Origin of the sequence: Nakamurella flava (assembly GCF_005298075.1) — a bacterium.
Classification (GTDB): domain Bacteria; phylum Actinomycetota; class Actinomycetes; order Mycobacteriales; family Nakamurellaceae; genus Nakamurella; species Nakamurella flava.
Genome location: NZ_SZZH01000001.1, coordinates 892,256 through 917,788 on the forward strand (window position 1 = coordinate 892,256; position 25,533 = coordinate 917,788).

General features: G+C 71.6%; 25 protein-coding genes and 1 riboswitch. Of the genes, 18 read left to right on the forward strand and 7 right to left on the reverse strand.

Annotated features, from left to right (window positions below):
• The first annotated feature begins 54 nt into the window (after positions 1-54).
• From FDO65_RS04025 to FDO65_RS04080, 12 genes are read left to right on the forward strand one after another with little or no spacing between them, the layout of a single operon-like run.
• Positions 55-1,140: an ABC transporter substrate-binding protein gene (locus FDO65_RS04025; RefSeq protein ID WP_137448142.1), complete on the forward strand. Its 1,086-nt coding sequence runs from the start codon at positions 55-57 to the stop codon at positions 1,138-1,140.
• The gene (locus FDO65_RS04030; RefSeq protein WP_137448143.1) at positions 1,130-2,044 is read left to right on the forward strand and encodes an ABC transporter permease; all 915 of its coding nucleotides are present in this window, start codon (positions 1,130-1,132) and stop codon (positions 2,042-2,044) included. The genes FDO65_RS04025 and FDO65_RS04030 overlap by 11 nt, the downstream gene beginning before the upstream one ends.
• On the forward strand, positions 2,017-2,733 hold the full coding sequence (locus FDO65_RS04035) for an ABC transporter ATP-binding protein (RefSeq protein ID WP_137448144.1): 717 nt from the start codon (positions 2,017-2,019) through the stop codon (positions 2,731-2,733). The genes FDO65_RS04030 and FDO65_RS04035 overlap by 28 nt, the downstream gene beginning before the upstream one ends.
• Entirely contained in the window at positions 2,733-4,181 is a 1,449-nt protein-coding gene (locus FDO65_RS04040; RefSeq protein WP_137448145.1) for an FAD-binding oxidoreductase, read from the forward strand. The genes FDO65_RS04035 and FDO65_RS04040 overlap by 1 nt, the downstream gene beginning before the upstream one ends.
• Positions 4,166-5,440 carry an NADPH-dependent FMN reductase gene (gene ssuE / locus FDO65_RS04045; protein ID WP_137448146.1) on the forward strand — a complete coding sequence of 425 codons (1,275 nt, stop codon included), beginning with the start codon at positions 4,166-4,168 and terminating at the stop codon, positions 5,438-5,440. Before FDO65_RS04040 ends, ssuE begins: the two co-directional genes overlap by 16 nt.
• The gene (locus FDO65_RS04050; RefSeq protein ID WP_137448147.1) at positions 5,437-7,521 is read left to right on the forward strand and encodes an FAD/NAD(P)-binding protein; all 2,085 of its coding nucleotides are present in this window, start codon (positions 5,437-5,439) and stop codon (positions 7,519-7,521) included. The genes ssuE and FDO65_RS04050 overlap by 4 nt, the downstream gene beginning before the upstream one ends.
• Entirely contained in the window at positions 7,518-8,444 is a 927-nt protein-coding gene (locus FDO65_RS04055; protein WP_137448148.1) for a DUF1684 domain-containing protein, read from the forward strand. The genes FDO65_RS04050 and FDO65_RS04055 overlap by 4 nt, the downstream gene beginning before the upstream one ends.
• Entirely contained in the window at positions 8,441-9,013 is a 573-nt protein-coding gene (locus tag FDO65_RS04060) for an NAD(P)H-dependent oxidoreductase (RefSeq protein ID WP_137448149.1), read from the forward strand. The genes FDO65_RS04055 and FDO65_RS04060 overlap by 4 nt, the downstream gene beginning before the upstream one ends.
• Entirely contained in the window at positions 9,010-10,158 is a 1,149-nt protein-coding gene (locus FDO65_RS04065; protein WP_137448150.1) for an LLM class flavin-dependent oxidoreductase, read from the forward strand. The genes FDO65_RS04060 and FDO65_RS04065 overlap by 4 nt, the downstream gene beginning before the upstream one ends.
• Complete coding sequence (locus FDO65_RS04070) at positions 10,155-11,531, forward strand: NtaA/DmoA family FMN-dependent monooxygenase (protein ID WP_137448151.1); 1,377 nt, start codon at positions 10,155-10,157, stop codon at positions 11,529-11,531. Before FDO65_RS04065 ends, FDO65_RS04070 begins: the two co-directional genes overlap by 4 nt.
• Positions 11,528-12,268: a GNAT family N-acetyltransferase gene (locus FDO65_RS04075; RefSeq protein ID WP_137448152.1), complete on the forward strand. Its 741-nt coding sequence runs from the start codon at positions 11,528-11,530 to the stop codon at positions 12,266-12,268. The genes FDO65_RS04070 and FDO65_RS04075 overlap by 4 nt, the downstream gene beginning before the upstream one ends.
• Positions 12,265-13,494: an aminotransferase-like domain-containing protein gene (locus tag FDO65_RS04080; RefSeq protein ID WP_137448153.1), complete on the forward strand. Its 1,230-nt coding sequence runs from the start codon at positions 12,265-12,267 to the stop codon at positions 13,492-13,494. Before FDO65_RS04075 ends, FDO65_RS04080 begins: the two co-directional genes overlap by 4 nt.
• Before the next feature lie 3 nt (positions 13,495-13,497).
• On the opposite strand, the gene FDO65_RS04085 is transcribed toward FDO65_RS04080, so the two are convergent.
• From FDO65_RS04085 to FDO65_RS23035, 5 genes are all read right to left on the reverse strand, one after another.
• A complete protein-coding gene (locus FDO65_RS04085) occupies positions 13,498-14,172 on the reverse strand; it encodes a LysE family translocator (protein ID WP_137448154.1) in 675 nt (224 codons plus the stop codon).
• A gap of 108 nt (positions 14,173-14,280) precedes the next feature.
• Positions 14,281-15,288 carry an ABC transporter substrate-binding protein gene (locus tag FDO65_RS04090; protein ID WP_137448155.1) on the reverse strand — a complete coding sequence of 336 codons (1,008 nt, stop codon included), beginning with the start codon at positions 15,286-15,288 and terminating at the stop codon, positions 14,281-14,283.
• A gap of 125 nt (positions 15,289-15,413) precedes the next feature.
• Positions 15,414-16,235, reverse strand: a complete 822-nt coding sequence (locus FDO65_RS04095) for an amino acid ABC transporter ATP-binding protein (RefSeq protein ID WP_137448156.1) — start codon at positions 16,233-16,235, stop codon at positions 15,414-15,416.
• Positions 16,232-17,188 (reverse strand): amino acid ABC transporter permease, encoded by a 957-nt coding sequence (locus tag FDO65_RS04100; protein WP_137448157.1) that lies wholly within the window; start codon positions 17,186-17,188, stop codon positions 16,232-16,234. The genes FDO65_RS04095 and FDO65_RS04100 overlap by 4 nt, the downstream gene beginning before the upstream one ends.
• Positions 17,189-17,390: 202 nt before the next feature.
• Positions 17,391-17,525 carry a putative leader peptide gene (locus tag FDO65_RS23035; RefSeq protein WP_276606810.1) on the reverse strand — a complete coding sequence of 45 codons (135 nt, stop codon included), beginning with the start codon at positions 17,523-17,525 and terminating at the stop codon, positions 17,391-17,393.
• Positions 17,526-17,569: 44 nt separating this feature from the next.
• A riboswitch (SAM riboswitch) is annotated at positions 17,570-17,681 on the reverse strand.
• A 476-nt stretch (positions 17,682-18,157) separates the two neighbouring features.
• On the opposite strand from FDO65_RS23035, the gene FDO65_RS04105 reads away from it, so the two are divergent.
• The 3 genes from FDO65_RS04105 to FDO65_RS04115 are packed head-to-tail and all read left to right on the forward strand — an operon-like array spanning position 18,158 to position 20,830.
• A complete protein-coding gene (locus tag FDO65_RS04105; RefSeq protein WP_137448158.1) occupies positions 18,158-19,111 on the forward strand; it encodes a MetQ/NlpA family ABC transporter substrate-binding protein in 954 nt (317 codons plus the stop codon).
• Positions 19,112-19,139: 28 nt separating this feature from the next.
• A complete protein-coding gene (locus tag FDO65_RS04110; RefSeq protein ID WP_137448159.1) occupies positions 19,140-20,171 on the forward strand; it encodes a methionine ABC transporter ATP-binding protein in 1,032 nt (343 codons plus the stop codon).
• Complete coding sequence (locus FDO65_RS04115; RefSeq protein WP_137448160.1) at positions 20,168-20,830, forward strand: methionine ABC transporter permease; 663 nt, start codon at positions 20,168-20,170, stop codon at positions 20,828-20,830. The genes FDO65_RS04110 and FDO65_RS04115 overlap by 4 nt, the downstream gene beginning before the upstream one ends.
• A 25-nt stretch (positions 20,831-20,855) precedes the next feature.
• On the opposite strand, the gene FDO65_RS04120 is transcribed toward FDO65_RS04115, so the two are convergent.
• Positions 20,856-21,995 (reverse strand): glutamate--cysteine ligase, encoded by a 1,140-nt coding sequence (locus tag FDO65_RS04120; protein ID WP_137448161.1) that lies wholly within the window; start codon positions 21,993-21,995, stop codon positions 20,856-20,858.
• Positions 21,996-22,312: 317 nt separating this feature from the next.
• Here FDO65_RS04120 and FDO65_RS04125 point away from each other — a divergent pair, with 317 nt between their 5' ends.
• From FDO65_RS04125 to FDO65_RS04135, 3 genes are all read left to right on the forward strand, one after another.
• Positions 22,313-22,759, forward strand: a complete 447-nt coding sequence (locus FDO65_RS04125) for a hypothetical protein (protein ID WP_137448162.1) — start codon at positions 22,313-22,315, stop codon at positions 22,757-22,759.
• 188 nt (positions 22,760-22,947) lie between these two features.
• Positions 22,948-23,274, forward strand: a complete 327-nt coding sequence (locus tag FDO65_RS04130; protein ID WP_137448163.1) for a hypothetical protein — start codon at positions 22,948-22,950, stop codon at positions 23,272-23,274.
• 130 nt (positions 23,275-23,404) lie between these two features.
• Positions 23,405-24,634: a polysaccharide deacetylase family protein gene (locus tag FDO65_RS04135; RefSeq protein WP_137448164.1), complete on the forward strand. Its 1,230-nt coding sequence runs from the start codon at positions 23,405-23,407 to the stop codon at positions 24,632-24,634.
• On the opposite strand, the gene FDO65_RS04140 is transcribed toward FDO65_RS04135, so the two are convergent.
• Positions 24,558-25,466, reverse strand: a complete 909-nt coding sequence (locus tag FDO65_RS04140) for an EamA family transporter (protein ID WP_137449445.1) — start codon at positions 25,464-25,466, stop codon at positions 24,558-24,560. The genes FDO65_RS04135 and FDO65_RS04140 overlap by 77 nt on opposite strands.
• Positions 25,467-25,533 lie beyond the last annotated feature (67 nt).

Below are 25,533 nucleotides of genomic sequence, written 5' to 3' on the forward strand. Positions count from 1 at the left end.
GGCGACGCCCGAGCACCTCGACCCTCGGGCGACAATTCTTCGAAAGGCCCTCCCATGACCAGACGCTCGCTCCGGCGGCGCCTCGCCTCCACCACCGCGGCCACCGCCGCCGCACTGGGTCTGGTGATGACCCTGGCCGCCTGCGGTGGCGGCAGCATTGCCGCGACGGGATCGACCACGTCGGCTCCGTCGGCGACCGTCGCCGGCACGGGCACCGACCTGTCCGCGGTCACGCTGCGGGTCGGGGAGACCGGCTGGAAGCAGCAGGAGCTGCTGCTGCAGAGCGCCGGACTGGCCGACACCCCGTATCGCACCGAGTTCAGCCTGTTCCAGGGCGGCAACCTGCAGTTGGAGGCGCTGGGGGCCGACGCCATCGATCTGGCCAGCGCCAGCGAGATCCCGCCGATCTTCGCCGCCCAGTCCGGTGGTCCCGGCTCGCTGACCATCTCGGCCGTGCGGCAGGGCAACACCCTGACCCAGGAGGTGGTGGTTCCCGAGGGGAGCACCATCGCCTCGGTCGAGCAGCTCAAGGGCCGCAAGGTCGCGTACGTCCAGAACACCACCGCGCACTACTTCCTGTACCAGTCGGTCGCCGCCGCCGGGCTGCAGTGGTCGGACATCGAGGCCGTCCCGCTGTCCACCAGCGACGGTCTGGCCGCGCTGCTGTCCGGGCAGGTCGATGCGCTCGCCTCCTACGGCAACGCGGTCATCACGGCCCACGCCAAGGGCGCCACCACGCTGGTCGACGCGCGCGACATCCTGTCCGGCAACTTCCTGTACGTCACCCGGCCGGCCACCAACGCCGACCCGGCGACCAAGGCGGCGATCCTGGACTTCTACGACCGACTCGAGAAGGGCTTCGCCTGGGCCCGGTCCCACCCTGACGACTGGGCCGCGGTGATCGCCCGGGAGACCAAGCAGCCCGTCGAGCAGGCTCGGCAGGTCTTCGTGGACGGGGAACAGCAACGCCCCAGCCACTTCGTCCCGACCTCGGCGCAGGCCATCGCCTCCCAGCGGAAGATCGTCGACACCTTCGTACAGGCCGGCATTCTCACCGCCACCGTCGACATCGGCCAGTACTGGACCACCGAGTACGACCAGGGCCTTCAGGCGATTCAGGCGGCCTCCGATGCCGGCTGACGCGATTGTGCGGCCGGTCACCGGACAGGTCGGCGCCGGTGTCATCACCGCGCAACGGCCGGCCGAGCCGGCTTCCGGGCCGGCACGGACGGTGGCCACCACGGTGGTCGCCGGCCACACCCGTCGCCGGGGCGGCCGCCCCGCCGTGCCGCGCTGGGTGGTCAAGACGATCAGCCCCCTGGTGCTGGTGATCGGCTGGGCGGTGGCCAGTGCGTCCGGCCTGCTGCCGCGGACCACCCTGGCCGCACCGCAGGACGTGCTGGTCAAGGCCCGCGAGCTGTGGTCCTCCGGCGAGCTGCCCCGGGCCATCGCCGCGTCGGCCGAACGGGTCGGACTGGGACTGGCCATCGGCGTCACCGCCGCCGTCGTCATCGCCCTGCTGTCGGGCCTGTTCCGGCTGGGTGAGGACATTCTCGACGCCCCGATCCAGATGCTCCGCACCGTCCCGGTCATCGGGCTCATCCCGCTGCTGATCATCTGGTTCGGCATCGGCGACGAACCGAAACTGATCCTCATCGCTCTCGGTGTGTTCTTCCCGCTCTACCTCAACCTGTTCGCTGGGATCCGCGGCACCGACCCCGCCCTCATCGAGGCGGGCCGCACCGTCGGGCTGCGCCGCTTCGGCCTGATCCGGCACGTCATCCTGCCGTCCGCGGTGCCGTCCGGCCTGGTCGGTCTGCGGTATTCGATCGGGGTGTCCTGGCTGATCCTCGTCTTCGCCGAGACCATCAACGCCACCACGGGTATCGGCTTCCTCATCAACAACGCCCGCGAGTTCTTCGAGACCGACACCATCGTGCTGTGCCTCGTGCTGTACGCGGTCCTCGGGCTGCTCGCGGACGTCTTCGTCCGCCTTCTGGAAAGGGTGTTGCTGGCATGGCGACCGACCTTCACCGGAGCCTGAGCGCCGCCCGGGTCACCGGCCTGACCAAGACGTTCGGTGACCGCCGGGTGATCGACGACCTGCACCTGGACATCGCGCCGGGGGAGTTCGTCGCCCTGCTGGGGGCCAGCGGCTGCGGCAAGAGCACCCTGCTGCGGGTGCTGGCCGGCCTGGACACCGAGATCAGCGGTCGAGTCGAGGTCGCGGACCGGCGGGCCGTCGCGTTCCAGGCGCCCCGGCTGCTGCCGTGGAAGAAGGTCTGGCGCAACGTCGTCCTCGGCCTGCCCGGCCGGCCGGACCGCGCCCGGGCTGAGGCGGCCCTGGCCGAGGTCGGTCTGAGCCACCGCAGCGACGTCTGGCCCAAGGTGCTGTCCGGGGGTGAGGCGCAGCGGGCGTCACTGGCCCGCGCGCTGGTCCGCGAACCCGACCTGCTGCTGCTCGACGAACCGTTCTCGGCGCTCGACGCCCTGACCCGGCTCACCGCCCAGGCGCTGGTCGCCGACCTGTGGACCGTTCACCGCTGCGCCGTGCTGCTGGTCACGCACGACGTCGAGGAGTCGGTCCGGCTCGCCGACCGGGTCCTGGTGATGCGGGACGGCGTCATCGCCCATGAGGTCGTCGTCGACCTCCCCCGCCCGCGGGACGTGGCCGACCCCCGGGTCGTCGCGCTGCGGGCCGAACTGCTGGCCCACTTGGGGGTGCATTCCTGATGAGCGTGTCCATCCTGGATCACCGGTCGTCGGCCCGGCCCGCCGACCGTGACGCCCACCGGGCGCACCTGTTGACCCGGCTGCGCGACGAGCTGTCCGACGGTGAGGTCTTCACCGGCGACGATGATCTCGATCGCGTCGCCACCGACCGGTCCGGTCACCGATTGCCCGGCCGGCCACTCGCCCTGGTCCGACCGTGGACGACCGCCGGCGTCGCCGCGACCCTGCGGCTCGCGTCGGCCACCGGCACCGTGGTGGTGCCCCGGGGCGCCGGCACCGGCCTCTCCGGAGGGGCCAGCGCACCCGACGGCTCCCTCGTGCTGTCCACCGAGCGGTTGAACCGGATCCTGCAGATCGACCCGGCCGACCAGGTCGCGGTCGTGCAGGCCGGGGTGGTGACCGCCGACCTGGACGCCGCCGCGGCCGAGCACGGGCTGACCTACGCCCCCGACCCGGCCAGCTGGCGGCAATCGACCATCGGCGGCAACATCGCGACCAACGCCGGCGGTCTGCACTGCGTGAAGTACGGCGTGACCCGCGAGTCGGTGCTGGCCCTGACGGCGGTCCTGGCCGACGGCACCGTGCTGCCGGTCGGTCACCGCACCATCAAGGGCGTGGCCGGCTTCGATCTGACCGGGCTGTTCGTCGGCTCGGAGGGCACCCTCGGCGTGGTCGTCGAGGCCACCGTGCGGCTGCGTCCCCGGCCCGCCCGCACCCGCACGCTGGCCGCCTGGTTCCCGTCCGCCGCGGCGGCCGCCGCGGGTGTGCTCGTCGCCCTGGCCCAGGGCGTCACGCCGAGCGTGCTCGAACTGCTGGACGCCGGCACGCTGCGAGCCATCGACGAGGGCCAGGGCACCGACCTGGCCGAGTACGGATCGGCGCTGCTGCTGGTGCAGACCGACGGCCTCGGTGCCGATGCCGAGATCGCCGCGCTGGCCGGGGCTCTCGTCGACCTGGGCGCCGATGTCGACCTGCCCGAGGGGGCCGAGGCCGATCGGTACTTCGAGCTGCGCCGCAGCGGACGGGTGCTGGACGAGCGGTTGTGGTTCGTCGGCGAGGACGTCGCCGTGCCCCGATCGGCGATGGGCCCGTTGCTCGAGCGGATCGAACGGATCGGCGCCGCGCACGGCGTGAGCACGTCGGTCGTCGCGCACGCCGGCGACGGGAACCTGCACCCGGCGTTCACGCTGCCCCGCGTCACGGGGGAGTCCGAGCCGCCACTCGCGCTGGAGCGGGCCGCGGACGACCTGGTCCGCGCGGCCCTGGCCCTGGGCGGCACCATCACCGGCGAACACGGGGTCGGCATCACCAAACGCCGCTGGCTGGAACAGGAACTCGGGGCGCCGGTGGTGGACCTGCAGCGACGTCTCAAATCCGTCTTCGACCCGGCCGGTGTGCTGAACCCGCACACGTGGCTCGCAAAGGAGCCATCGTGGCCCGCATCCTGAGCATCTCCGCCAGCCCGCAACCCGGCTCGAGCACGTTCGCCGTCCTGAGCACGGTCAACCGCCGGCTGACCGGCGCCGGGCACCGGGTCGACACGCTCCGGTTGCGTGATCTGCCGCCGTCGGCGCTGCTGGCCGCGGACGTCACCGACCCGGCCATCTCCGTCGCGCTGGAACAGGTCCGGGAGGCCGACGCGTTGGTGGTGGCCACGCCGATCTACCAGGCGTCGTACGCCGGCTTGCTCAAGGTGTTCCTCGATGTCGTCCCGCAGTTCGGGCTGCGGGGCAAGGCGGTGTTGCCGATCGCCACCGGCGGGTCCACGGCGCACGTGCTGTCGGTCGACTACGCGCTGCGGCCGGTGCTGTCGGTGCTCGGCGCGTCGGTGGCTCCGGGCTGGTTCGTGCCATCGCCCCATGTCCGCCACTGGCCGGACGGGGGAGTGCTGGTCGACGCGGCGTCCGCCGGCCCTCTGGCCCAGGTCGTCACCGAGTTCCTGGCCACGCTCACACCACCAGCCGGGGGGCCGGCCCTGGCGGCCGAGGTGCCCATCCGGGTGGATCGACCGGCCGGGCCGCCGGTGTCGCCGGTGGCCGGATCGGGTGACCTGACGGTCCTGACCCTGGATCCCGACGATCCCCGGCTCGCCCCGCTGCTGACCGACCTGCGCGTCGAGTACGGCTCCCGTTACGGCCGGGACACCCCGAACTCGTTGCTCACCGAGGTGCCGGTCAGCGACTTCCGTTCGCCCCACGGCGCTTTCCTGCTGTTGCTGGAGAACGGTGTCCCGGTCGCCGGTGGGGCGCTGCGCCGCCGCGACGCCGACACCGCCGAGGTCAAGCGCATGTGGACCGCCTCCGGGCACCGACGGCGCGGACTGGGCCGGCGGGTCCTCGCCGAACTGGACCGTACCGCCGGATCGCTCGGCTACCGGCAGCTCTACCTGACGACGGGACCCCGCCAGCCGGAGGCCCGCGCGCTCTACCTGGCCGCCGGCTTCACCCCGTTGTTCGACGTCGCCGCCGACCCCGAGACCATCGGCCCGCTGCCGTTCGTCAAGCCGGTCCGCGACGTGCCGGCCCGGCCGGTGGCCGACCTGGCGCCGGTGACGGTGGCCGTCGGCCCGGGCGAGGCATGCGAGCGTGAAACGACTCTCGTCGGCTGCCGTCAGGGTGGCCCGGACCGCTCCCGCGACCTGGCGGTGGCCCAGGTGCGACGTCAGGTGCACAGCCGACTGATCGACCAGAGCGGACCGACGCCATGACGGTGCGCTCCGACGCGGCCCGGATCGACCGTCGAGGCGGCCGGCCCGCCGATGCCACCCCCCGCCACCGCCGCCTCGTCGTCGTCGGCGGCGGGCCGCGGGCGTTCGGAGTGCTCGAGCGGATCGCGGCCAACGCCCAGAGGTGGCCTGCGGCGGCCGAGCTGGAGATCGTGGTCGTCGACCCGCACCCGGCGGGAGCCGGCCGGATCTGGCGCGACGACCAGTCCGGTCTGCTGTGGATGAACTCGGTGGCCCGGGACGTCACGGTTTTCCCCGACACCTCGGTGACCATGGCCGGACCGGTGGTCGCCGGACCCGCACTGCACGAATGGATGGCCGGTGAGGGCCGACCCGGGCTCGCCGCCGCGGGACTGCTGGATGAGGCCGACGTGACCGGTCCGGACGGGTTCGCCTCCCGCCGCATCCAGTCCCGGTACCTGGACTGGGCGTGGCGGCGGGTGCTGGCCGCCCTGCCGCCCGCGATCCGGGTGACCCAGCACACCACCACCGCGCTCGCGGTCACCGACACCGGATCCGCCCGTCAGCAGGTCGATCTGGCCGACGGGACCACGCTGACCGCCGATGCGGTGGTGCTGGCCCAGGGCTATCTGGATCGCAGCCTGTCGGACGCGGACCAGGCGTTCGCGCGAGCCGCCGAACGTCATGCTCTGACCTACATCCCGCCCGGTCCCACCGCCGACCTCGACCTGTCGGCGCTGGGCGCCGGCGAATCCGTCGTCGTCCGGGGGATGGGCCTGGCCTTCGTCGACCTCGTCGTGCTGCTCACCCAGGGACGGGGCGGACGGTTCCACGAAGAGGACGGACGACTGCGCTACGAGGCGTCGGGGGCCGAGCCCGTGCTGTACGTCGGTTCGCGCCGCGGGGTTCCTTACCACGCCAAGCTCGGTTACCGGCGGTCGGTCACCGGGCCGGCGACCACCCGCTACCTGACTGCAGCGGCCGTCGCGGCGCTGCCACGCAACGACCGGGGACACCTCGACTTCCGCAAGGATGTGTGGCCGCTGGTGGTCCGCGAGCTGGCGGTCGCCCACTACGAGGAGTTGTTCTCGCGGCACCCGGACCGCACGACGGTGCCGTGGAGCGAGTTCCTCCACCGGTTCGAGAACGGCTTTGTCGTCGACACTCTCGAGCACTCGTCGTTCGGTCGCTACCTGACCGCAGCCGTCCCGGCGGCGGCCGACCACTTCGATCTGCCCCGCATCGACCGCCCGTTCGCCGGCCATCGGTTCGCCGACGCGCACGCGGTGGACCGCGCGGTGGCCGATCACGTCGCCGAGGATCTCCGCCGCCGCGCCGACCCGTCCTTCTCGCCCGACGCCGCCGTGTTCGACGCGCTGCTGGCCGTTTTCGGTGCCCTGGCCGGGGCCCTGCGTTCCGGATCGATCGGCCCGGCGGACCGGGTCCGGTGGGTGGAGAACCGCTTCCACGGGCTGTTCTCGTTCCTCGCCAGCGGGCCGCCCCCTCGTCGGCTGGTCGAGCTGCTGGCCCTGCAGGAGGCCGGCCTCGTCCACTTCCTCGGGCCGGACATCACCGTGCAGCTTCGCGGCGGCCGGTTCGTCGCGTCCTCACCGGCCGCTCCCGGGACGGTCACCACCCGGGCCCTGGTGGACGCCCGGCTGACCCGGCCCGACGTCCTGGCGGCCACCGACCCGATCATCCGTGGGCTGCTGGCGACCGGCCAACTGGCGGCCGAGGACATCGTCGACGACGACGGAGTCGCGCTCGGCGGCGGACAGCTGCTGGCCGACGCGTCCGGTCGGGCGATCCGGGCCGACGGCTCGGTGCATCTCCGGCGCTTCCTGCTCGGCCCGTCGGTCTCCGGCTCGGCCGGGTCGGCCGGTTTCGCCCGGCCCGGCTTCAACGGTCCGGGTTTCCGGCAGAACGACGCGGTGGCCCGCGACCTGCTGGAGCTGCTGAGCGCCGACGTCCACAGTGGCTCAGCCGCCGGACCCCACACCCGCGACCCGCGGCGCCCGACTCTGCCCGCCGACCACCCACCGGGGCACCGCGCCACCGTCGACCACCACCTGCCCTCCGATCGAAAGGTCGCCGTTCGATGACGCTCACGACCACCCACCCACGAGGCCATTCCGGACCGGTCGCACCGCCGGCCGAACCCGGGGCCGGATCCGAGGAGGCGATCGCGTCCTGGCGGGCCTGGCGGGCCACCCGGTCCGCCGAGTTGCGCCGCCCGCACGGTTGGCTCAGCCTGGCCGGCTTCGCCTGGTTGACCCCGGACGCGATCGACGTGCCCGGGCTGCCGGGACGCTGGTCCGCGGACGACGAGACGGTCACCCTCGCCGCCCGCACCTCCGACGCGCTGTACCCGGTCGGCGAATCGCGGCGCACCGACACCGTCGATGTGCCGGCCGATCCCTTCGCCGTCCCGTCGAGCGGGTCGCTGGCCGGAACCGTGCGGTTTCCGGTGCCGGACGGCGCGTCGGTGCTGGCGGTCCGGCACGGCGACCGCCAGGTCGAGCTGCTGCGCCGGGCCGGCCGGCCGGCCCTGCGCATCCGGGACCCGCACGCCGCCACCCGAACCGGGTTCCGGGGCATCCCCACCTTCGACTGGACCGACACGTGGCTGCTCACGGCCCGTTTCGTCCCGACGCCGGAGCCCGTGGCCGAGGTGGTGCTGACCGCCCGTCCCGACCTGCTCACCACCGCGGTCACCCACGGCCGGGTCGATTTCTCGGTGGCGGGGACCCCGGTGTCGTTGGCCGCGACGGTCGGCGGCGACGGGGGACTGACCGTCGCCTTCCGCGACCTCACCAACGGCGTCCTGACGGCGCCGTGGCGCGTGCTGAGCACGGCGGCACCGGACGAGCGGCATCAGGTGCTGCTGGACTTCAACCGGGCGGTCAACCCGCCGTTCGCGTTCACGGCCCACGGCACCTGCCCGGCCCCCGTCGCCGCCAACCGAGTCCCGGTGGCCGTCACCGCCGGCGAACAGGCTCCGCTGGTCCCGGGGAGCGCGCGATGACCGCCATCGTCGCCGTCCGCGACCCGCGGGTCGTCGTGCTGGTCGGCAACCCCAAAGCCGGGTCGAGGACCCGCCAGCTCGCCGAGCGCACCGCGGACGCCATCGTCCCGGGGGCCGACGCGACGACCGTCGACATCGCCACGCTGGCCGGGGGGCTGCTCGTCCCGTGGCAGCTGTCGGCCGAAGCTGCGGCCGCCGTCGACGCGGTACTCGCCGCCGATCTGGTCGTGCTGGGAACCCCGACCTACAAGGCGTCCTACCCCGGGGTCCTCAAGCTGTTCCTCGACGCGTTCGCCGCCGGCTCGCTGACGCGCACGATCGTCCAGCCGGTGATCACGGCCGGAGGTGAGGTGCATCGACACCTGGTCGACATCCACCTTCGCCCGGTGCTCACCGAGCTCGGCGCGCTGACACCGGTGCCCTCCCTGATCATCACCGAGTCCGAGATCGGCCGGTTCTCCGAGCTGCTGGACGAGCACGTCCTTCAGCACGGCCCCGCCCTGCGTGCCGTCCTCGATGCGGTGGCCGGTCGACCCACCACCACCCCCACTGCGGAGGCTCTGCGATGACCACCACGCCCCTGTTGATCGGCGTCGCCCTGGACGGAGCCGGCTGGCACCCCGCCGCCTGGCGGGAGCCGACCGCCCATCCGGCCGCCCTCTTCGCCAGCCGCACGTGGGTCGAACTGGCCCGGACCGCGGACACCGGCGGGCTCGACTTCCTCACCCTCGAGGACGTCTTCGCCCCGGCGGCCGACGGGAGTGCCCCGGTCCGGCTGGACGCCACGCTGCTGGCCGCCCGGCTCGCCCCGGTCACCACCGCGATCGGTCTGCTGCCCTCGGTCGCGGCCCAGCAGACCGAGCCGTTCCACGCGGCCAAGGCCATCGCCACCCTCGACTACGCGGCGACCGGACGGGCCGGCGTCCTGGTGCGCGCGTCCACCTCGCCCGCCGAATACGCCCACCTCGGTCGTCGTACCGGACCGGCCCCGGCGGCCGAACGCTACGGCGAGGTGGCCGACTACGTCGAGGTGCTGCGACGGCTGTGGGACAGCTGGGAGGACGACGCCGAGATCCGCGACGCCGCGACCGGCCGGTTCGTCGACATCGACAAGCTGCACTACATCGACTTCGCCGGGCCGCACTTCTCGGTCAAGGGGCCGTCCATCACGCCCCGTCCGCCGCAGGGGCAGCCGCCGGTCGCGGTGACGGTCGACGCGTCCGCCCTCACCGACCCGACGGCGCTGCGGGCCGCGGTGCGTGGGGCCGACCTGGTGCTGGCGCCGGCGGCCGACGTCGGGGAATTCGGGGTCGCTGCGGACCGCATCCGCGCGAGCGCTCCGACGCCGGACCAGGGTCCGGCGATCGTCGCCGAGATCGCTGTCGCGCTGGACCGTCCCGGGGATCCGGCCGATCGGCGTCTGGCCCGGCTGGACGGCCGGCAGTCCTGGTCGTCCCCGACCGCGGTCGTCGGCGGTTCGGCCGACGCGGTCGCCGACACCATCGGGCGCTGGCAGGCGGCCGGGGCGGACGGTGTCCGGCTGCGCCCGGCGGTCCTGCCCGACGACCTGCACGCCATCACCGACGACCTGCTGCCCGCCCTGCGCGCCCGTGGGCTGACCCGCCCGGCCGAGAACGCGGCCGCCACCTTCCGGGACAGGCTGGGTCTGGCCCGTCCCGAGAACCGTTACGCCACCTCAGGAGTCAGCGCATGACCAGCCCCCGTCCCCGCAAGCAGGTCCACCTCGCCGCGCACTTCCCGGGGGTCAACAACACCACGGTGTGGAGCGACCCCCGGTCGGGCAGCCACATCGAGTTCGACTCCTTCGTGCGTTTCGCGCAGATCGCCGAACGGGCCAAGTTCGACTTCCTGTTCCTGGCCGAGGGGCTGCGGCTGCGCGAACAGAACGGCCGGATCTACGACCTCGACGTCGTCGGCCGCCCGGACACGTTCACCGTGCTGGCCGCCCTGGCCGCGGTCACCGACCGGCTGGGTCTGACCGGCACCATCAACTCGACGTTCAACGAGCCGTTCGAGGTGGCCAGCCAGTTCGCCTCCCTCGACCATCTGTCGGACGGCCGGGCCGCCTGGAACGTCGTCACTTCCTGGGACGCGTTCACCGGTGAGAACTTCCGCCGCGGCGGGTATCTCCCGGAGTCGGACCGGTACGAGAGGGCGCAGGCGTTCCTCGACGCGGCCACCACGCTGTTCGACTCCTGGGACGGGGTCGACGTGGTCGCCGACGCCGAGTCCGGCCGGCTGTTCTCCGCCGACGAACCCGGCACCTACGCGATCCGCGACGACTTCTTCGACATCGCCGGACGTTTCCCGGTGCCGACCAGCCCCCAGGGCCGGCCGGTGATCTTCCAGGCCGGCGATTCCAAGCGCGGCCGGGAGTTCGCGGCCGCGTCGGCCGACGCGATCTTCACCCGGCACGGGACGCTCGACGCCGGCCAGGCGTTCTACGCCGACGTCAAGGGGCGCCTGTCCCGCTACGGACGCACGCACGACGAACTGCTGGTCCTGCCGGCCGCGACGTTCGCGCTGGCCGACACCGACGAGCAGGCGGCGGAACTCGCGGCCGAGATCCGCCGCCAGCAGGTCAGCCCGCAGACCGCCCTGCGGTTCGCCGAGCAACTGTGGAACCGCAACCTCTCCGACTACGACCCGGACGGCCCGGTCCCGGAGTTCGACCCGGTCGAGGGCGAGCACACCATCGCGCGGGGCCGGGCCAGCGTCCGCCAGCACGGCGACCGGCTCACCGAAGCCCAGCGGTGGCGCCGGCTGGGCGCCGAGAAGGGCCTGTCCCTGCGGGAGGTGGTCATCGAGGTCACCGGCCGGCAGAACTTCATCGGCTCCCCGGAGACGATCGCCGCCACCATCGACCGGTACGTGCAGGCCGACGCCAGCGACGGCTTCATCCTCGTCCCGCACATCACCCCGGACGGGTTGGCCGAGTTCGCCGACCGGGTGGTGCCGCTCCTGCAGGAGCGGGGCGTGTTCCGGACCGAGTACACCGGGACCACCCTGCGGGACCACCTCGGCCTGCGGGTGCCGACCCCACGGTCGCTGGCCGGCGCCCGATGACCGGCACGCTGCCCGTCCCGGATCTCGGCCTGCCCGCCGATCCGACTCTCGGCGACCCGGTGCTGGACCAGCCGGTCTGGGCCTCACTGCTCGGCGTGCACGGTCGGCTGGCCGAGCGGCACCGCCGGGCCGCCCGCTACCACCCCGACGTCGCCGGTTTCGTGGCCCTGTCGGACCCCGACGACCCGGCAGCCTGGGCCGATCTGGCCGCCCTGGTCGGGCCGGGGGTCACCGTGGCGCTGTCCGGCGTTACCGCGCCACCGCCACCCGGCTGGCGGATCGGCGAGGACCTGCCCGGCGTACAGATGGTCGACGTCTCCGTGGACAAACGACCCGACCCGGAGGCGATACGGCTGACCCGGGAGGACGTCCCGGAAATCCTGGACCTCGTCGACCGGACCCGGCCGGGCCCGTTCCGCCCGGGGACCATCGAGCTCGGCACCTACCTGGGCATCCGGCGGGGTGGACGACTGGTCGCAATGGCCGGCGAGCGTCTGCACCCACCGGGATGGACCGAGATCAGCGCCGTGTGCACCGATCCCGGATACCGGGGCCAGGGTCTGGCGACCCGCTTGGTGTCCGCGGTCGGCGCCGGTATCGCGGCCCGCGGCGAACGGGCGCTGCTGCACGCCTGGGCCGGCAACGTCTCGGCCATCCGGCTGTACGAATCGCTGGGCTTCCGACTGCGCCGCACGACCCGGTTCGCCCAGTACACGACCCCGGAGGATGCCTCATGACGGCGGTGCTCGGGGCGGTCGAGCCGACGGGCCTGGCCCGGCCGACGGTGAGTCTCGAGACCGCCCGTCGGCTCACCGCTCTCACCGCCGGGTTCCCGCTGCAACCGGTGGGACCGGGCAGCATCCCGTTGAGTGGTGGGATTCCCGCCCCGGACGTCCTGCCGGTGGCCGAACTGGCCGAGAGTTTCGCGACCGTCCTGACCGACCCGGCCGCCGCCACCGTGTCCCTGCCCTACGCGCGGCCCGAGGGCGTGGCCGAGCTCAGGGCGTGGCTGGCCGACCGGGAGGGCGTCGCCGACCCGGACCGCATCCAGGTGACCGACGGGGCGCTGCACGCCATCTCGCTGATCATGCAGGCCGTGCTGGATCCCGGTGACCTGGTGCTGGTCGAGAGCCCCACCTTCCCGCTGGCCCTGCGCCTGCTGCAGTATCACGGGGCCCGGTGGGAACCGGTGCCGGTCGACGCGCACGGACTGGACGTCGACGAACTGGAACGGCGGCTGCGGGCCGGGGTGCGCCCCCGAATGCTCTACCTGATCCCGGACTTCCAGAACCCGACCGCGGTGACCCTCTCGGCCCAGCGCCGCACCCGGTTGGTCGAGCTGGCCGAGCGGTACGGTTTCGTCGTCCTGGCCGACAACCCCTACCAGGAGCTGACTTTCGGTGGTAATCCGCTGCCCGGGTTGGACGTCGGCTCCGATCGGGTCGTCCGGGCGAACACGTTCTCCAAGACGCTGGGCCCGGGGTTGCGGACCGGCTGGCTGGTGCTGCCCCGGTGGTTGCGGGAACCGGTCACGGTGGTCAGGGCCAACACCGACCAGTTCACCTCCCTGGTCACCCAGCGGGCCATCGCCGACCTGGTGACCCGGCCGGGCCGATTCGAGCAGATCGTGCAGCGGGCGCGGGTCGCGTACGCCCGCCGGGCCGCGACCCTGCGCGCCGCTCTGCTGGCCGAGACCGACGGGGCCCTGGCGGTTCCCGACGTCGACGGCGGCATCTTCCTGTGGGCCCGGATCACCCGGCCCGGTCTGGACGCCGATCAGGTCCTGGAACGGGCGCTGCTGGAGGGGACGAACTTCCAGCCGGGTCGGCACTTCGACGCGGCCAGCAGCGACGGCTCCGGCCCGGCGTACCGCCGGCACCTGCGGCTGGGGTTCTCCGCAGTCGCCGAGGACGACCTCGTCGAGGCGGCCCGACGGTTGGGCCGTGCGGTCCGTGCGCAGTAGCCGCTAGCGGCTGCTGAGAGCGAGCTTCACGCCGAATCCGGCGATGACGGTGCCCGTCACTCCATCCATGACCCGCCGCGTCCTCGGGCGCTGCAGGATCGATCGGACTCGGCGGGCGACGAGCACGAGGGCCGCTGACCACACCACGCCCAGGGCGACATGGACGCCGGCCAGCAGCACGCCGAAGGGCAACGGCGAGGCACCGGCGGGGATGAACTGGGGGAGCAGGGCGACGTAGAAGGCGCCCATCTTGGGGTTCAGCAGATTGGTGGCGGCACCGCGCCGCCAGCCAGCGCGAAAGGCGCCCCGTTCGTCGCCTTTGTCGACCTCCACGCCGTCAGTGCCAGCCGGGGACACCGGGCTCCCCTGCGGTGCGCCACCCGCATCGCGGCGCGCGGCCCACAGCATCCTCAGGCCCATCCAGACCAGGTACGCCGCGCCGGTCCAGCGCAGCACCTCGTAGGCCAGGGTGGAGGCGGTGACCACGGCGGTGATGCCCAGCGATGTAGCGACCCCCCAGATCAGGGTGCCGGTCTGAATGCCGGTGACGACGCCCCAGGCGCGCCGCGGGTGTCCGGTTGCCGCCGTGCGCACGATCAGGGCGGTGTCCAACCCTGGGGTGACGGTCAGCAGGCCCACAACGAGGATGAACGACCACACGGCACTCAGTGTTGTCACCCGCGGCAAACTACCCGGCGCTGGTTCGTTCCGGAAGCAACCGCCGACACCGCCGACCCGGCCCGCGAGGGGCTGGACCGGCGGTGTCCTTGCACGGCGCCTGGGGGTTCAGCCGGTCTTGGGCAGACCCGGCGGGTTGATCTCGGACTTGTCGACGGCCTCGCTGCCGAGCTGCCAACGGTCGAGAACCTGCTGATAGGTCCCGTTCTCGATGGTGTGGTTGATCGCGGCGGCGTACGCCTGCGCCAGCCCGTTGCCCTTGAGGGACAGCACGGCGATCTCGCCCTGCAGGGCGTCTCCGGCACCGGAGAAGGTGCCGATCACCGTGGTCTCGCCGGTGCTGGCCGCGTGGAACTGCGCGGTCGGGTTCGGCCCGAGATACCCGTCGATGCGGCCCGACGACAGGGCCAGGTAGTAGTCGGTCGAGTTCTGGAAGTACTTGATGTCGATCGGCGCGAGACCGTCCGCCACGTTCGCCTCGTTCCAGTCGACCAGCAGCTTCTCCTGGTTGGTGCCCGATCCGACGGCGATCACCTTGCCGGCGAGGTCCTTGCGACCGGACACCGTCCACGGATCGTCCGCGCGGCTTTCCAGACCGAGGGTGTCCTGCCGGTAGGTGGCGAAGTCGTACTTCTCCTTGCGTTCCTCGGTGACGGTGACATTGGAGATGAAGGCGTCCGCCTCACCGGAGTCGATGCGGACGAAGTTCTGCGCCCAGTCGGCGGTCCCTTCCTCCACCTGCAGGCCCAGGACGTCGGAGAACAATTCGGCCAAGTCGACCTCGGAGCCGATCAGGGTGGTGTCGTCGTCGGCGTAGAAACGCAGGGGCGGAGCGGTTCCGGCCGATCCGGTGATGCGGATCGTGCCCCGGTCCCGGATCTCCTGGGGGACGAGAGCGGCGATGGCGTCGACCTTCTCGGTGCGGATGCGGTTCTGGTCCGGCGTCAGGTTGAACGTCGCCGCCGAGCCGGTCTGCGCGGCGGCCGGCGACGCGGTGCCGTCACTGGTGCTCGCGGCCGGGGAAGTCGACGAGCCGCCGCCGCAGGCGGCCAGCATCAGAGCCGCGGCCATGACGGCCGAGGTCACAGCGGCGCCGCGACGGAGTCGGGTGAGCATGGTGGATCCTTTCGTTGGGGTGGAGCGGCGGGTGACAGGGATTGCCGAGGACCGGGGGCGGCGCAGGTGCGCGCCCCCGGGTGCGGGAGAGGAAGTCGAGAGGGGGCGCCGGGCTGGCGCCCGGATCAAAGGACGGCCTGCAGGAAGGCGCGGGTCCGGTCCTGGGCGGGACGGTCGAGAACCTGGGCGGGCGGCCCTTCCTCGACGACGACACCCTGATCCATGAAGACGATCCGGTCGGCGGTCTCCCGGGCGAAGGCGATCTCGTGGGTGACGATGACCAGGGTCCGGCCCTGGGCGGCGAGATCCCGGATCACGGCGAGGACCTCGCCGACCAGTTCCGGATCCAGGGCCGAGGTCGGTTCGTCGAAGAGCAGGACCTCGGGCTCCAGAGCCAGCGCCCGGGCGATGGCCACCCGCTGCTGCTGGCCGCCGGACAGCTGCCGGGGATAGGCGTCGGCCTTGTCGGCCACCCCCACCGCGGCGAGCAACTCCCTGGCCCGGTCGAGCACCTCCTCCCGGGGACGGCGTTGCGCGGAGCCCGGCGCCTCGACGACGTTCTGCAGCACCGTCAGATGCGGGAAGAGGTTGAAGTTCTGGAACACGAAGCCCACTTTGACGCGTTGACGCAGGATGTCCCGCTCGGAGAGTTCGTGCAGCCGGGTGCCCTGCAGGCGGTAGCCGATGGGTTCGGCACCCACCAGGATCAGACCCTGGTCGACCTTCTCGAGGTGGTTGATACAGCGGAGCAGGGTGGACTTGCCCGAGCCGGACGGTCCGATGATGGCGACCACCTCGCCCCGTCGAACCCGCAAGTCGATGCCGTCCAGCACGGTGAGCTTGCCGTAGGACTTGTGCACACCGAAGATCTCCAGGGCGTCCGCCGAGTCGGCCGGTGCCGGGGCTCCGGAGCGGCGGCCGCGCAGCCGGTCGAACAGGCCGCTCATCGGGCGTCTCCGTTCACCCGAGCGCGCAGGCGCTGCCAGGGAGTCGGCGGCAGGGTGCGCACGGCCCCCTTGGCGTAGTGCCGCTCCACGTAGTACTGGACGACCGACAGGGCCGTGGTCAGCACGATGTACCAGACGGTGGCGACCATGAGCAGCGGGACGACCCGCCCGTTGCGGCCGTAGATGACCTGCACCTGGTAGAAGAGCTCGGCGATCGCCATGGTGGAGACGATGGACGTGCCCTTGAACAGGCTGATCACCTCGTTGGCGGCGTTCGGCAGGATGCCGCGCATGGCCTGGGGCAGCACGATGCGGAAGAACTGCCGCCGGCGGGGCAGGCCCAACGCGGCCGCCGCCTCCAGTTGACCGGGGTCGACCGAGAGGATGCCGCCGCGGATGATCTCGGCGGAGTAGGCGGCCTGGTGCAGCCCGAGACCGATGACGGCGGCGGCCATCCCACTGATCGTGGAGTTGACGTCGACGCTGAACAGGCCGGGTCCGAACGGCACCCCGATCGAGATGCTCTGGTAGAGGTAGGCGATGTTGAACCAGAACAGCAGTTGCACGATCAACGGGATCGAGCGGAAGGCCCAGACGTAGGTCCACGAGATCGTCTGCAGCACCGGGTTCTTCGACAGGCGGGCGGCTGCCAGTGCGATACCGAGCGCGAAACCGAGCACGGTGCCGTAGATGGTGAGCTGCACCGTCAGCCACAGGGCCCGCAGCACCGCGGGAGCGGTGAAGTAGTCGGCGAACGCGGGCCAGTCCCAGCCGGGGTTGGTGATGAGACCGTTGACGAACTGGGCGACCAGGACGAGCGCGCCGGCGGCCGCGGCCCACCGCCAGGGGTGGCGGGACCGGACGACGGTCAGGCTCGACGGGTCGAGGGACGATGAGCGCGGGTCGGCATCGGGATGCGACGCCCCCGGATGCTCGATGAGCGAAGAGGACATGACGGCTTTCGGGCCGGGCCCCGTAAGGGGTGCGACGGACAGGCATCGGGTCGGGTGGCGGACGCGATGACCGGGACACGGGTCGCTGCCGTGGTGGTCGCCGGCGACGACCACCACGGGAGGACGCAAGATCAGCGCGCCGAGAAGACCGGCAGCGCAACAGAAGTGGTCGCCGAAGGGACCGGTTCAGCGCAGAGCTGGGTCAGCCGGCCGGACACAGGGCGCTGGACACGCGCTGCAGGTCGATGTGCCGGCGGCAGGAGCGGTCGCTGGCCGCGGCCAGGAAGCAGGCGCACAGGCCGGCGAACACGCGTGGTGTCGCGTCGATACGCGTCATGGTGGATTGAGCCCTCCCGTCGTCCGGTAGGGGCTCCGTCGCGGAGCCCGTGCTTGCCGGCATCATTCGACCGGCCAGGTCCTCACCCGGAGCACCCCACCACGGACGGAGGGTTGCCGATCAGCAAGCCGGGGCTGTGCGCTGATACTCGTGACCTGCCGCGACCATAAGACATGGCGGCGGGTCGGTCAACCTGGTGCTCGAAGCTCGAAGCATGACGACCGCCACCGTCAGACGCATTCCGTCGCAACGATTTCCGGCCAGCCGCCTGATCCGCGACGGTCGGGGGTGGTGTTGCCCACGATCTGCTGTCCGGAGTTGAACATCGGTCAAATCAGCCCGTACCGTCGCCGGGTGCGTGCTGGTGCCCCGATCGACCGACCCCGTGAACCACGGGTGTCGCAGTTGACGCCGCCGGCCCTGTTCTCCCACGCCGTGACGCCCGGCCGGCTCTGTACCGGCGACTGAACAGGCGCACTGCACTTCCGCGACGGACATCAGCGGCGACCAGTCTTCCGCACCCCTCGGGTGTGTCGGAGATGACGTGGTGACGCCCGCAGTCAGTCGAACTCGCCGCTTCCCATCCTGACCCGACCGGGCGATCGCGCCCGGCGCTCCCGAGAGGTACCCGCATGTCCACCGGATCCGACACCCCCGACCAGCCCTCACTCCCGCCGCGGCTGCCTGATCGCCGTCAGTCCCGTCGCGGCCTGCTCGTCGGCGCCGCCGTCTCAGCGGTGGCCGTCGTCGTCGCCGCCACCCTGCTGATCGTCAACCTCACCAAGTCGGGCGACGACAAGGCGGTGGTGCGCGTCGGCACCACCGAGGCCAGCGCCGACTACTGGCCGATCCTGAAGAACCTGGCCAGCCAGAACGGCATCGACCTGCAGACCGTGAATTTCGGCGACTACACCCAGGCCAACCCGGCGCTCGCCCAGGGGCAGATCGACCTGAACCTGTTCCAGCACCTGCTGTTCCTCGCCAACTACAACGTCTCGGCCGGTCAGACCCTCACCCCGATCGGTTCGACCGTCGTCGTGCCCCTGGGGCTGTACTCGAACCGATACACCGCGCTTGACCAGATCCCGGCCGGGGGTCAGGTGGCCATCCCTAACGACCCGACCAACCAGGCCCGGGCGCTGCTCGTGCTCCAGCAGGCCGGTCTCATCTCGCTGACCGGGGGCGGCACCGTGCTGTCGACCCCGGCCGACGTCGACACCGCCGCCTCCAAGGTGACGGTGGTCCCGGTGGACGCCCAGCAGACGGTGACCTCGTTGTCCTCGGTCGACGCCGCGGTCGTCAACAACAACTTCGCGCTGGACGCCAAGCTCGATCCGTCCAAGGCGCTGTACAACGACGATCCGTCCAAGCCGGCCGCGGAGCCATACATCAACGCGTTCGTCGCCCGCGACGCGGACAAGGCCAACCCCACGTACCTCAAGCTCGTCGAGCTCTACCACGACCCATCGGTGACCGATGCCGTCGTGAAGGCCTCGCAGGGCACGGCCGTGATCGTCGATCGTCCCGAGGCCGACCTGCAGACCATCCTGGGCCAGCTCCAGGACACCGTCCGCAGCGCGCAGTGACCCGGCTCTCGGCAGACGGGGAGGCACCATGACCACAACACCACTGATCCAGTTCCGCGACGTGGGCAAGACCTTCGGCACCGGTCCGGCAACTGTCACTGCCCTGCAATCCATCTCGCTCGACATCGACGCCGGCGAGATCTTCGCCATCATCGGCGGATCGGGCGCCGGCAAGAGCACGCTGGTGCGGCTGATCAACGCCCTGGAGAAGGTCACGTCGGGTTCGCTGCAGGTGCAGGGAACGGACATCACCACGTTGTCCGAACGCGAACTGCGAACGGTCCGCTCCGGCATGGGCATGGTCTTCCAGCAGTTCAACCTGCTGCGCTCGCGCACCGTCTTCGGGAACGTCGCCTATCCGCTGAAGGTCGCCGGGTGGTCGAAGGAGAGGCAGAAGGAGCGGGTGACCGAGCTCCTGCATTTCGTCGGCCTCCTCGAGAAGGCCTGGGCCTACCCGGACCAGCTCTCCGGTGGCCAGAAGCAACGGGTCGGCATCGCCCGCGCGCTGGCCACCAACCCGGCCATTCTGCTGGCCGACGAGGCCACCAGCGCGCTGGACCCGGAGACCACCCAGGACGTGCTCCGGCTCCTGGCCCGGGTCAATTCCGAGCTGGGGATCACCGTCGTGGTCATCACCCACGAGATGGACGTGGTGCGCGCGATCGCCGACCGCGTCGCCGTGCTCGAGAAGGGCCGACTCATCGAGGTGGGCACCGTGTACGACGTGTTCTCCGCGCCGAAAGCGGCGACCACCCGGGCGTTCGTGGAATCGGCCCTGCGGGATCGTCCGCAACCCGAGGACATCGAGCGCCTCCGGCAGAGCTACCCCGGCCGGCTGGTGTCGGTCGACGTCACCGCCGGCGACCAGCTGGGCCGGGTGCTGACCGCCCGGGCCAGGGTCAGCGACCTCGAGTTCGACGTCGTCTTCGGCGGCATCACATCCTTGCGGGACGGCTCGTTCGGCAACATCACGCTGGCGTTGTCGGGATCGGACGCCGCGGTCGACGCGACGGTGGCCGAGCTGCGGACCGTCACCACCGTGGAGGAGGTGACCGGATGAACGAGGACTGGAGCGTCCTCGGACCGGTCTTTGCGACGTCCATCGTCCAGACCCTGGTGATGGTCACCGTCACCATGCTGCTGGGCGGGTTCTTCGGCCTGGTGCTCGGCGTCCTGCTGTACACCACCCGACGGGGCGGCCTGCTGGCCAACCGGCCCGCGTCCGCCATCCTGAACGTGCTGGTCAACATCGTCCGGCCGATCCCGTTCATCATCTTCATCACCGCGGTGGGGCCGCTGACGCTGGCCGCGATGGGGACGACGATCGGCACGGCGGCGGCGATCTTCCCGCTCACGCTGGCCGCCTCGTTCGGCATCTCCCGGATCGTCGAGCAGAACCTGGTGACCATCGACCCGGGCGTGATCGAAGCGGCCCGGGCCATGGGCGCCGGTCCGTGGCGGATCATCACCACCCTGCTCATCCCGGAGGCCCTCGGGCCGCTGATCCTCGGCTACACGTTCGTCTTCGTGGCCGTGGTCGACATGACGGCGGTGGCCGGCGCGGTCGGCGGCGGGGGCCTGGGCAACTTCGCCATCACCTACGGCTACCAGCGCTTCAACTGGGTGGTCACCTGGATCGCGGTGCTGGCCATCATCGTGCTGGTCCAGCTGGCCCAGTTCCTCGGCAACGCGCTGGCCGCCCGGGCGTTGCGTCGTTGAACCGGCGCGAGGGTGACCCGGCGGGTCAGTCCGCCGGGTGTCCCTCGCGCAGTTCCCGGACCAACGCGGCGACGACGGCCTTGAGGCTGCCCTCGTTGGCGCGGGCCACGGCCAGCTGCCGCTGGTAGCTGGCTCCGTGTTCGACGATGTGCAGGATGTCCTGCAGCTCGTTCACGCAGTCCAGGTCGGCGGCGACCGGTTCCAGCACGCCGATCAGCCGGCGCAGGTCGTCACCGACAAGAAGCTCGTCGCCGGAACGGTTCTGGATGATGATGGCGTCCATCCCGTACCGGGCGGCGCGCCACTTGTTCTCCCGGACGAACCACGGGGGCAGGGTCGGGATCTCGCGACCGGCGTCCAGTTCGCGGGACAGGTACTCGACCAGGCACTGGGTGAGCGCGGCGATCGACCCGATCTCGCTGGCCGTCGAGATGCCGTCGAAGGTACGGATCTCGATCGTGCCCCACTTCGGGGACGGGCGGATGTCGAACCGCAGCTCGCTGAACACGTCGATGACCCCGGTGTGCAGCAGGTCGTCCACCATCGCCTCGTACTGGGTCCAGTCCGACAGTTGCGGGGGGAGTCCGGCGGTCGGCAACTGCTGGAACATCAGCGCGCGGTTCGAGGCGTAGCCGGTGGTCTCGCCGGACCAGAACGGGCTCGAGGCGCTGAGGGCCTGGAAGTGCGGGACGTAGGTGAGCAGTCCGTCGATGATCGGCAGCACCTTGTCGCGGTCCTCGATACCGACGTGCACGTGCACGCCCCAGATCATCATCTGCCGGCCCCACCAGCGGGTCCGGTCGATGAGGGTGTCGTAACGGTGGTTGCCCGGGGTGACCTGCTGGCCGAACCACTGACTGAACGGGTGGGTGCCCGAGGACATGAGCTGCACCCCCATCGGCTCGGCGAACCGGTAGACCCGGTCGACCATGGCGGTCAGGTCGGCCACCGCGTGGCCGACGCGGTGGTGCGGGGCGCTGACGATCTCGACGGTGTTGGTGAGCAGCTCGCCGGTGACGTGCGGAAAACCCTCCGCCGCACCGAGCCGGGCGAGCAGTTCGGGGGCGGCGGGGGAGAGTTCGCCACTGCGCCGGTCGACGCAGGCGATCTCCCACTCGAGACCGACCCGGGACCGCTCGGACGCGGCGAAATCGATGGTGCCCATGGGCCAATCCAAACAGCCCGGGCGGGCACCTTCCGCACCGCATCGGTGCCGGGCTTCGCCGTCCGTCCGCACGGCGGAAGATTGACCGGTCGTCGGCCCCGATTCCTCCGGCCGTTCGGTGGCGACGTCGGCCCACCGCTGTTCCTCCCGCTTGCGATCCGCGGCACGTTCCCTCAGCCGCGCCCCTAGACCCACCGAACAGGTCAGGCCCAGACCCGGGGCCGGCATCGCCGGGTATCGCGGGAGGGTCGGCCCCGTGGGCTCCCGGATCGGCTTGTCAGGGCCGTGGCGCACGCCGGAGCGGGGGAAGATGAAGCGTGACCACCACCGGGATGGACAGTTGGGACCGCGTTCTGGGCCGCACCAAGCCGGCCAAGGGGGAGCGCGCGGCGACCGCGCAGTACGTCGGCGGCGACGAGAGCGTGGTGTCCCGGTCGACCGCCGGCCGGGTCCGGCAATCCGACGACGACCGTGAGGTGATGGCCGGGAACGTGACCGCCCTGGTCACCGACCGGCGCCTGATCCTGCTGCACAGCACCGGTGGCTTTCGGCCCAAGTGGAGCGCGATCACCCTGCCGTTCGGTCACCTCGAACCGGTCGGCGCCGCGGCTGCGGGCGCGCCGGTCGACGTTCTGGTGCCGACGTCCGGGCGCCGCGGGTACCTGGTGACCCTGGACACCGCCGAGGCGGCGGAGGGATTGCGGGCCGCGCTGTTCGGGGCGTTGACCGCCTACCGACGAGACCGCATGGGCCTGCCGGACTGATCGCGACCGGCCCGTCCGCGTCCAGGTCCCCGGGGGTGACCAGGCGGATCGATACGATGACGGTCGGGGGTTCTTCCCCGTCCGGGGCCTGCTGACACCCCGGGGTCCGTCGAGGTGGGGAGCCGGAGATTTCGCGCGAGAGGGGCCATTCGACGCCGTCCGGTGTCGTTCGCCGTCGTCTCTGGCTCGTGGCGGTTTTCGCCGTCGTCTCCGTCCTGCTCCTGCTGCCCGTGACGGGGCCGTCGGGTGGCGGTGGGGAACCGGCCGAGGTGTCGACCGTGGCGCTGCTCGACCCGTCTGCGGTCATGGACGAGCGGCCCATCCCTGGCCGTGACGAGGCTCCGCTTCCCGCCTCGCCGCCCGCGGTGCTGGTGGTCGTTCTCGTCGCCGTGGGCCTGGTGCGGCGGTCAGCCCGGACCGATCAGCATCGGATCCCGGTCGGCCGGCCGGGGCGGATACCGCAACCGCTTTCGACCCTCGGATGGGGCGCGACACCGGGTCTGCTGCGCGTGTAGCCCGGCCCGGGCTGCCTCGACCCCTCCTGCGCGGACCCGTCGTGGTCCGCACTCCCGACGAAAGGCCCTGGCGTCATGCGCCTGTCCACACCACTCTGCGCTGCACCGTCCGCGGACGGAGGAACCAGCCGTGCGTAAATACCTGCTCGTCGGGCTGGCCGTCGTGCTGGCCGCCACCACCGGCGTCCTCATCTACCAGGGCAGCAGCGGCGGCCCGGGCGCTGCTGCCGGTGCTGACGTGACGGTCACCCAGACCACCACGGTCGGCGGTGGCCCGGCCTCCTCCGACCCGGCGTCCTCCTCGGACCCGGCCGGCTCGTCGAGCCCGTCCGGTCCGCCGCCCACCATCGAGGGTCGGGCCGCCACCAACATCCCGATGACCAAGCTGGCCCCTGGCGAGAAGGCCCCGCAGTTCGTCATCTTCTCGTTCGACGGTGCCGGTTCGCACACCAAGTGGCAGGAGTTCATGGCGGCCGCGCAGCCGACGAACTCCCGCATCAACGGCTTCCTGACCGGTCTGTACCTGCTGGCCGACGAGAACAAGAGCAAGTACACCGGCCCCGGTCACTCGCCCGGGAAGTCGTCCGTCGGTTTCGGCGGCACCACCGACGAGATCGCCACCTTGATCGGCGACCTCAACGCCGCCTACGCCGCCGGCCACGAGATCGGCACCCACTACAACGGCCACTTCTGCGCCGGGTCCGAGCCGAGCGGCAACAACTGGACGACCGCGGACTGGTCGAACGAGCTGGACCAGTTCTTCGGGTTCCTGGAGAACTACCAGGCCAACAACCCGGGAGCGAACCTGCCCACGCTGAACGTGCCGGCCGATGCCATCAAGGGCGGCCGCACGCAGTGCCTGGAAGGCACCCTGCCCACCCTCGTCCCGGCCTGGAAGGAGCACGGCCTGACCTACGACTCGTCCATGCCGGCCCCGGCCAAGGGCGTGTACTGGCCGCAGAAGGTCGACGGGATCTGGGAGTTCTACATGCCGTTCGTCTACTCGCCGGCCTTCGAGGGGTCGGTCATGTTGATGGACTACAACATGTGGATCAAGTTCAACAAGGGGGAGAACCAGCCGGAGACCGCGCCGCAGTTGCGGCAGATCGTGTACGACACGTACACGCACCTGTACGACGAGGCGCTGAGCGGGAACCGGGCGCCGCTGCTGATCGCGAACCACTTCAACAACTGGAACGGGAACTCGTTCAACGAGCCCACGCTGCGGTTCATGACCGACTACTGCGGCAAGCCCGACACCTACTGCGCGACCTACCAGGACGTCATCGCGTGGATGGAAATGCAGGACCCGGCCGTGCTGCAGCAGCTGCTGGACCAGGCGCCGGTGGCGGCGGCCTGACCGGCTGGACCGCCGTGGGTTCGCTGACCGGGGCTCCCGGGTCGGTCCGGCTGCCGCTGCGTTCCGCGCCGATCCCGGCAACGACGACGCACAGCAGCCCGACCGCCGGGAGCACCCCGGGCACCTGACCGAGCAGCACCAGCCCGATCACCAGGGCCAGCGCCGGTTCGAGGCTCATGAGCGTGCCGAATGCGGCTGCGGTCAACCGGCGCAGGGCCAGCATCTCGAGGGCGAACGGAACGACCGGCACCAGCAGTGCGAGGCCGATCCCGATGACCAGCAGCTCCGGGGTGAGGCGCGGGAGCGTCACGGGTCCGGCGACCAGCGTCGCGACGACACCCGCCACGGGCATCGAGACGGCGAGTCCGCGGATTCCGCTGACCCGGTCGCCGACGCGCTGGGTGAGCAGGATGTAGGCCGCCCAGCAGGCCGCCGCGCCCAGCGCGTACAGGACGCCGACCGCGTCGGTGGTGCCCCGCCAGGGTTCGGTCAGCAGCAGCACCCCGGCCGCGGCTGGCAGCACCCAGATCCGGGCCGGACCGCGTCCCCGCCAGGCGGCCACCAACAGTGGGCCGAGGAACTCCAGAGCGCTGGCCGTCCCGAGCGGTAGCCGACTGGCCGCCGCCATGAAGAGCATGGTCAGTGCGGCGGTGACGACTCCCAGCACGACGCAGGTCAGCAGGTCGGAGCGGGTGTACCAGGACCGGCGAGGGCGAACGAAGACCAGCAGGAGCACGCCGGCCCAGGCCAGCCGGAGCCAGGCGGCGCCCTCGGCTCCCAGGCGGTCGAACAGTCCGACGGACGCGGCCAGACCCAACTGGATCAGGGCCATCGAGGCGACGGCCAGGACGACGCCCTGGCGGGCGGGTGCGAGGTTCACGTACCCGATCAGACCAGCC

What these genes read in the sequence shown, in the direction of transcription:
- FDO65_RS04140 (WP_137449445.1), bottom strand. Translation starts at nt 25,466, where the DNA reads ATGGCCCTGATCCAGTTGGGTCTGGCCGCGTCCGTCGGACTGTTCGAC.
- FDO65_RS04060 (WP_137448149.1), top strand. Translation starts at nt 8,441, where the DNA reads ATGACCGCCATCGTCGCCGTCCGCGACCCGCGGGTCGTCGTGCTGGTC.
- FDO65_RS04030 (WP_137448143.1), top strand. Translation starts at nt 1,130, where the DNA reads ATGCCGGCTGACGCGATTGTGCGGCCGGTCACCGGACAGGTCGGCGCC.
- FDO65_RS04120 (WP_137448161.1), bottom strand. Translation starts at nt 21,995, where the DNA reads ATGGGCACCATCGATTTCGCCGCGTCCGAGCGGTCCCGGGTCGGTCTC.
- FDO65_RS04070 (WP_137448151.1), top strand. Translation starts at nt 10,155, where the DNA reads ATGACCAGCCCCCGTCCCCGCAAGCAGGTCCACCTCGCCGCGCACTTC.
- FDO65_RS04050 (WP_137448147.1), top strand. Translation starts at nt 5,437, where the DNA reads ATGACGGTGCGCTCCGACGCGGCCCGGATCGACCGTCGAGGCGGCCGG.
- FDO65_RS04075 (WP_137448152.1), top strand. Translation starts at nt 11,528, where the DNA reads ATGACCGGCACGCTGCCCGTCCCGGATCTCGGCCTGCCCGCCGATCCG.
- FDO65_RS04035 (WP_137448144.1), top strand. Translation starts at nt 2,017, where the DNA reads ATGGCGACCGACCTTCACCGGAGCCTGAGCGCCGCCCGGGTCACCGGC.
- FDO65_RS04040 (WP_137448145.1), top strand. Translation starts at nt 2,733, where the DNA reads ATGAGCGTGTCCATCCTGGATCACCGGTCGTCGGCCCGGCCCGCCGAC.
- FDO65_RS04025 (WP_137448142.1), top strand. Translation starts at nt 55, where the DNA reads ATGACCAGACGCTCGCTCCGGCGGCGCCTCGCCTCCACCACCGCGGCC.
- FDO65_RS04095 (WP_137448156.1), bottom strand. Translation starts at nt 16,235, where the DNA reads ATGAGCGGCCTGTTCGACCGGCTGCGCGGCCGCCGCTCCGGAGCCCCG.
- FDO65_RS04110 (WP_137448159.1), top strand. Translation starts at nt 19,140, where the DNA reads ATGACCACAACACCACTGATCCAGTTCCGCGACGTGGGCAAGACCTTC.
- FDO65_RS04105 (WP_137448158.1), top strand. Translation starts at nt 18,158, where the DNA reads ATGTCCACCGGATCCGACACCCCCGACCAGCCCTCACTCCCGCCGCGG.
- FDO65_RS04115 (WP_137448160.1), top strand. Translation starts at nt 20,168, where the DNA reads ATGAACGAGGACTGGAGCGTCCTCGGACCGGTCTTTGCGACGTCCATC.
- FDO65_RS04090 (WP_137448155.1), bottom strand. Translation starts at nt 15,288, where the DNA reads ATGCTCACCCGACTCCGTCGCGGCGCCGCTGTGACCTCGGCCGTCATG.
- FDO65_RS04055 (WP_137448148.1), top strand. Translation starts at nt 7,518, where the DNA reads ATGACGCTCACGACCACCCACCCACGAGGCCATTCCGGACCGGTCGCA.
- FDO65_RS23035 (WP_276606810.1), bottom strand. Translation starts at nt 17,525, where the DNA reads ATGACGCGTATCGACGCGACACCACGCGTGTTCGCCGGCCTGTGCGCC.
- FDO65_RS04065 (WP_137448150.1), top strand. Translation starts at nt 9,010, where the DNA reads ATGACCACCACGCCCCTGTTGATCGGCGTCGCCCTGGACGGAGCCGGC.
- FDO65_RS04100 (WP_137448157.1), bottom strand. Translation starts at nt 17,188, where the DNA reads ATGTCCTCTTCGCTCATCGAGCATCCGGGGGCGTCGCATCCCGATGCC.
- FDO65_RS04080 (WP_137448153.1), top strand. Translation starts at nt 12,265, where the DNA reads ATGACGGCGGTGCTCGGGGCGGTCGAGCCGACGGGCCTGGCCCGGCCG.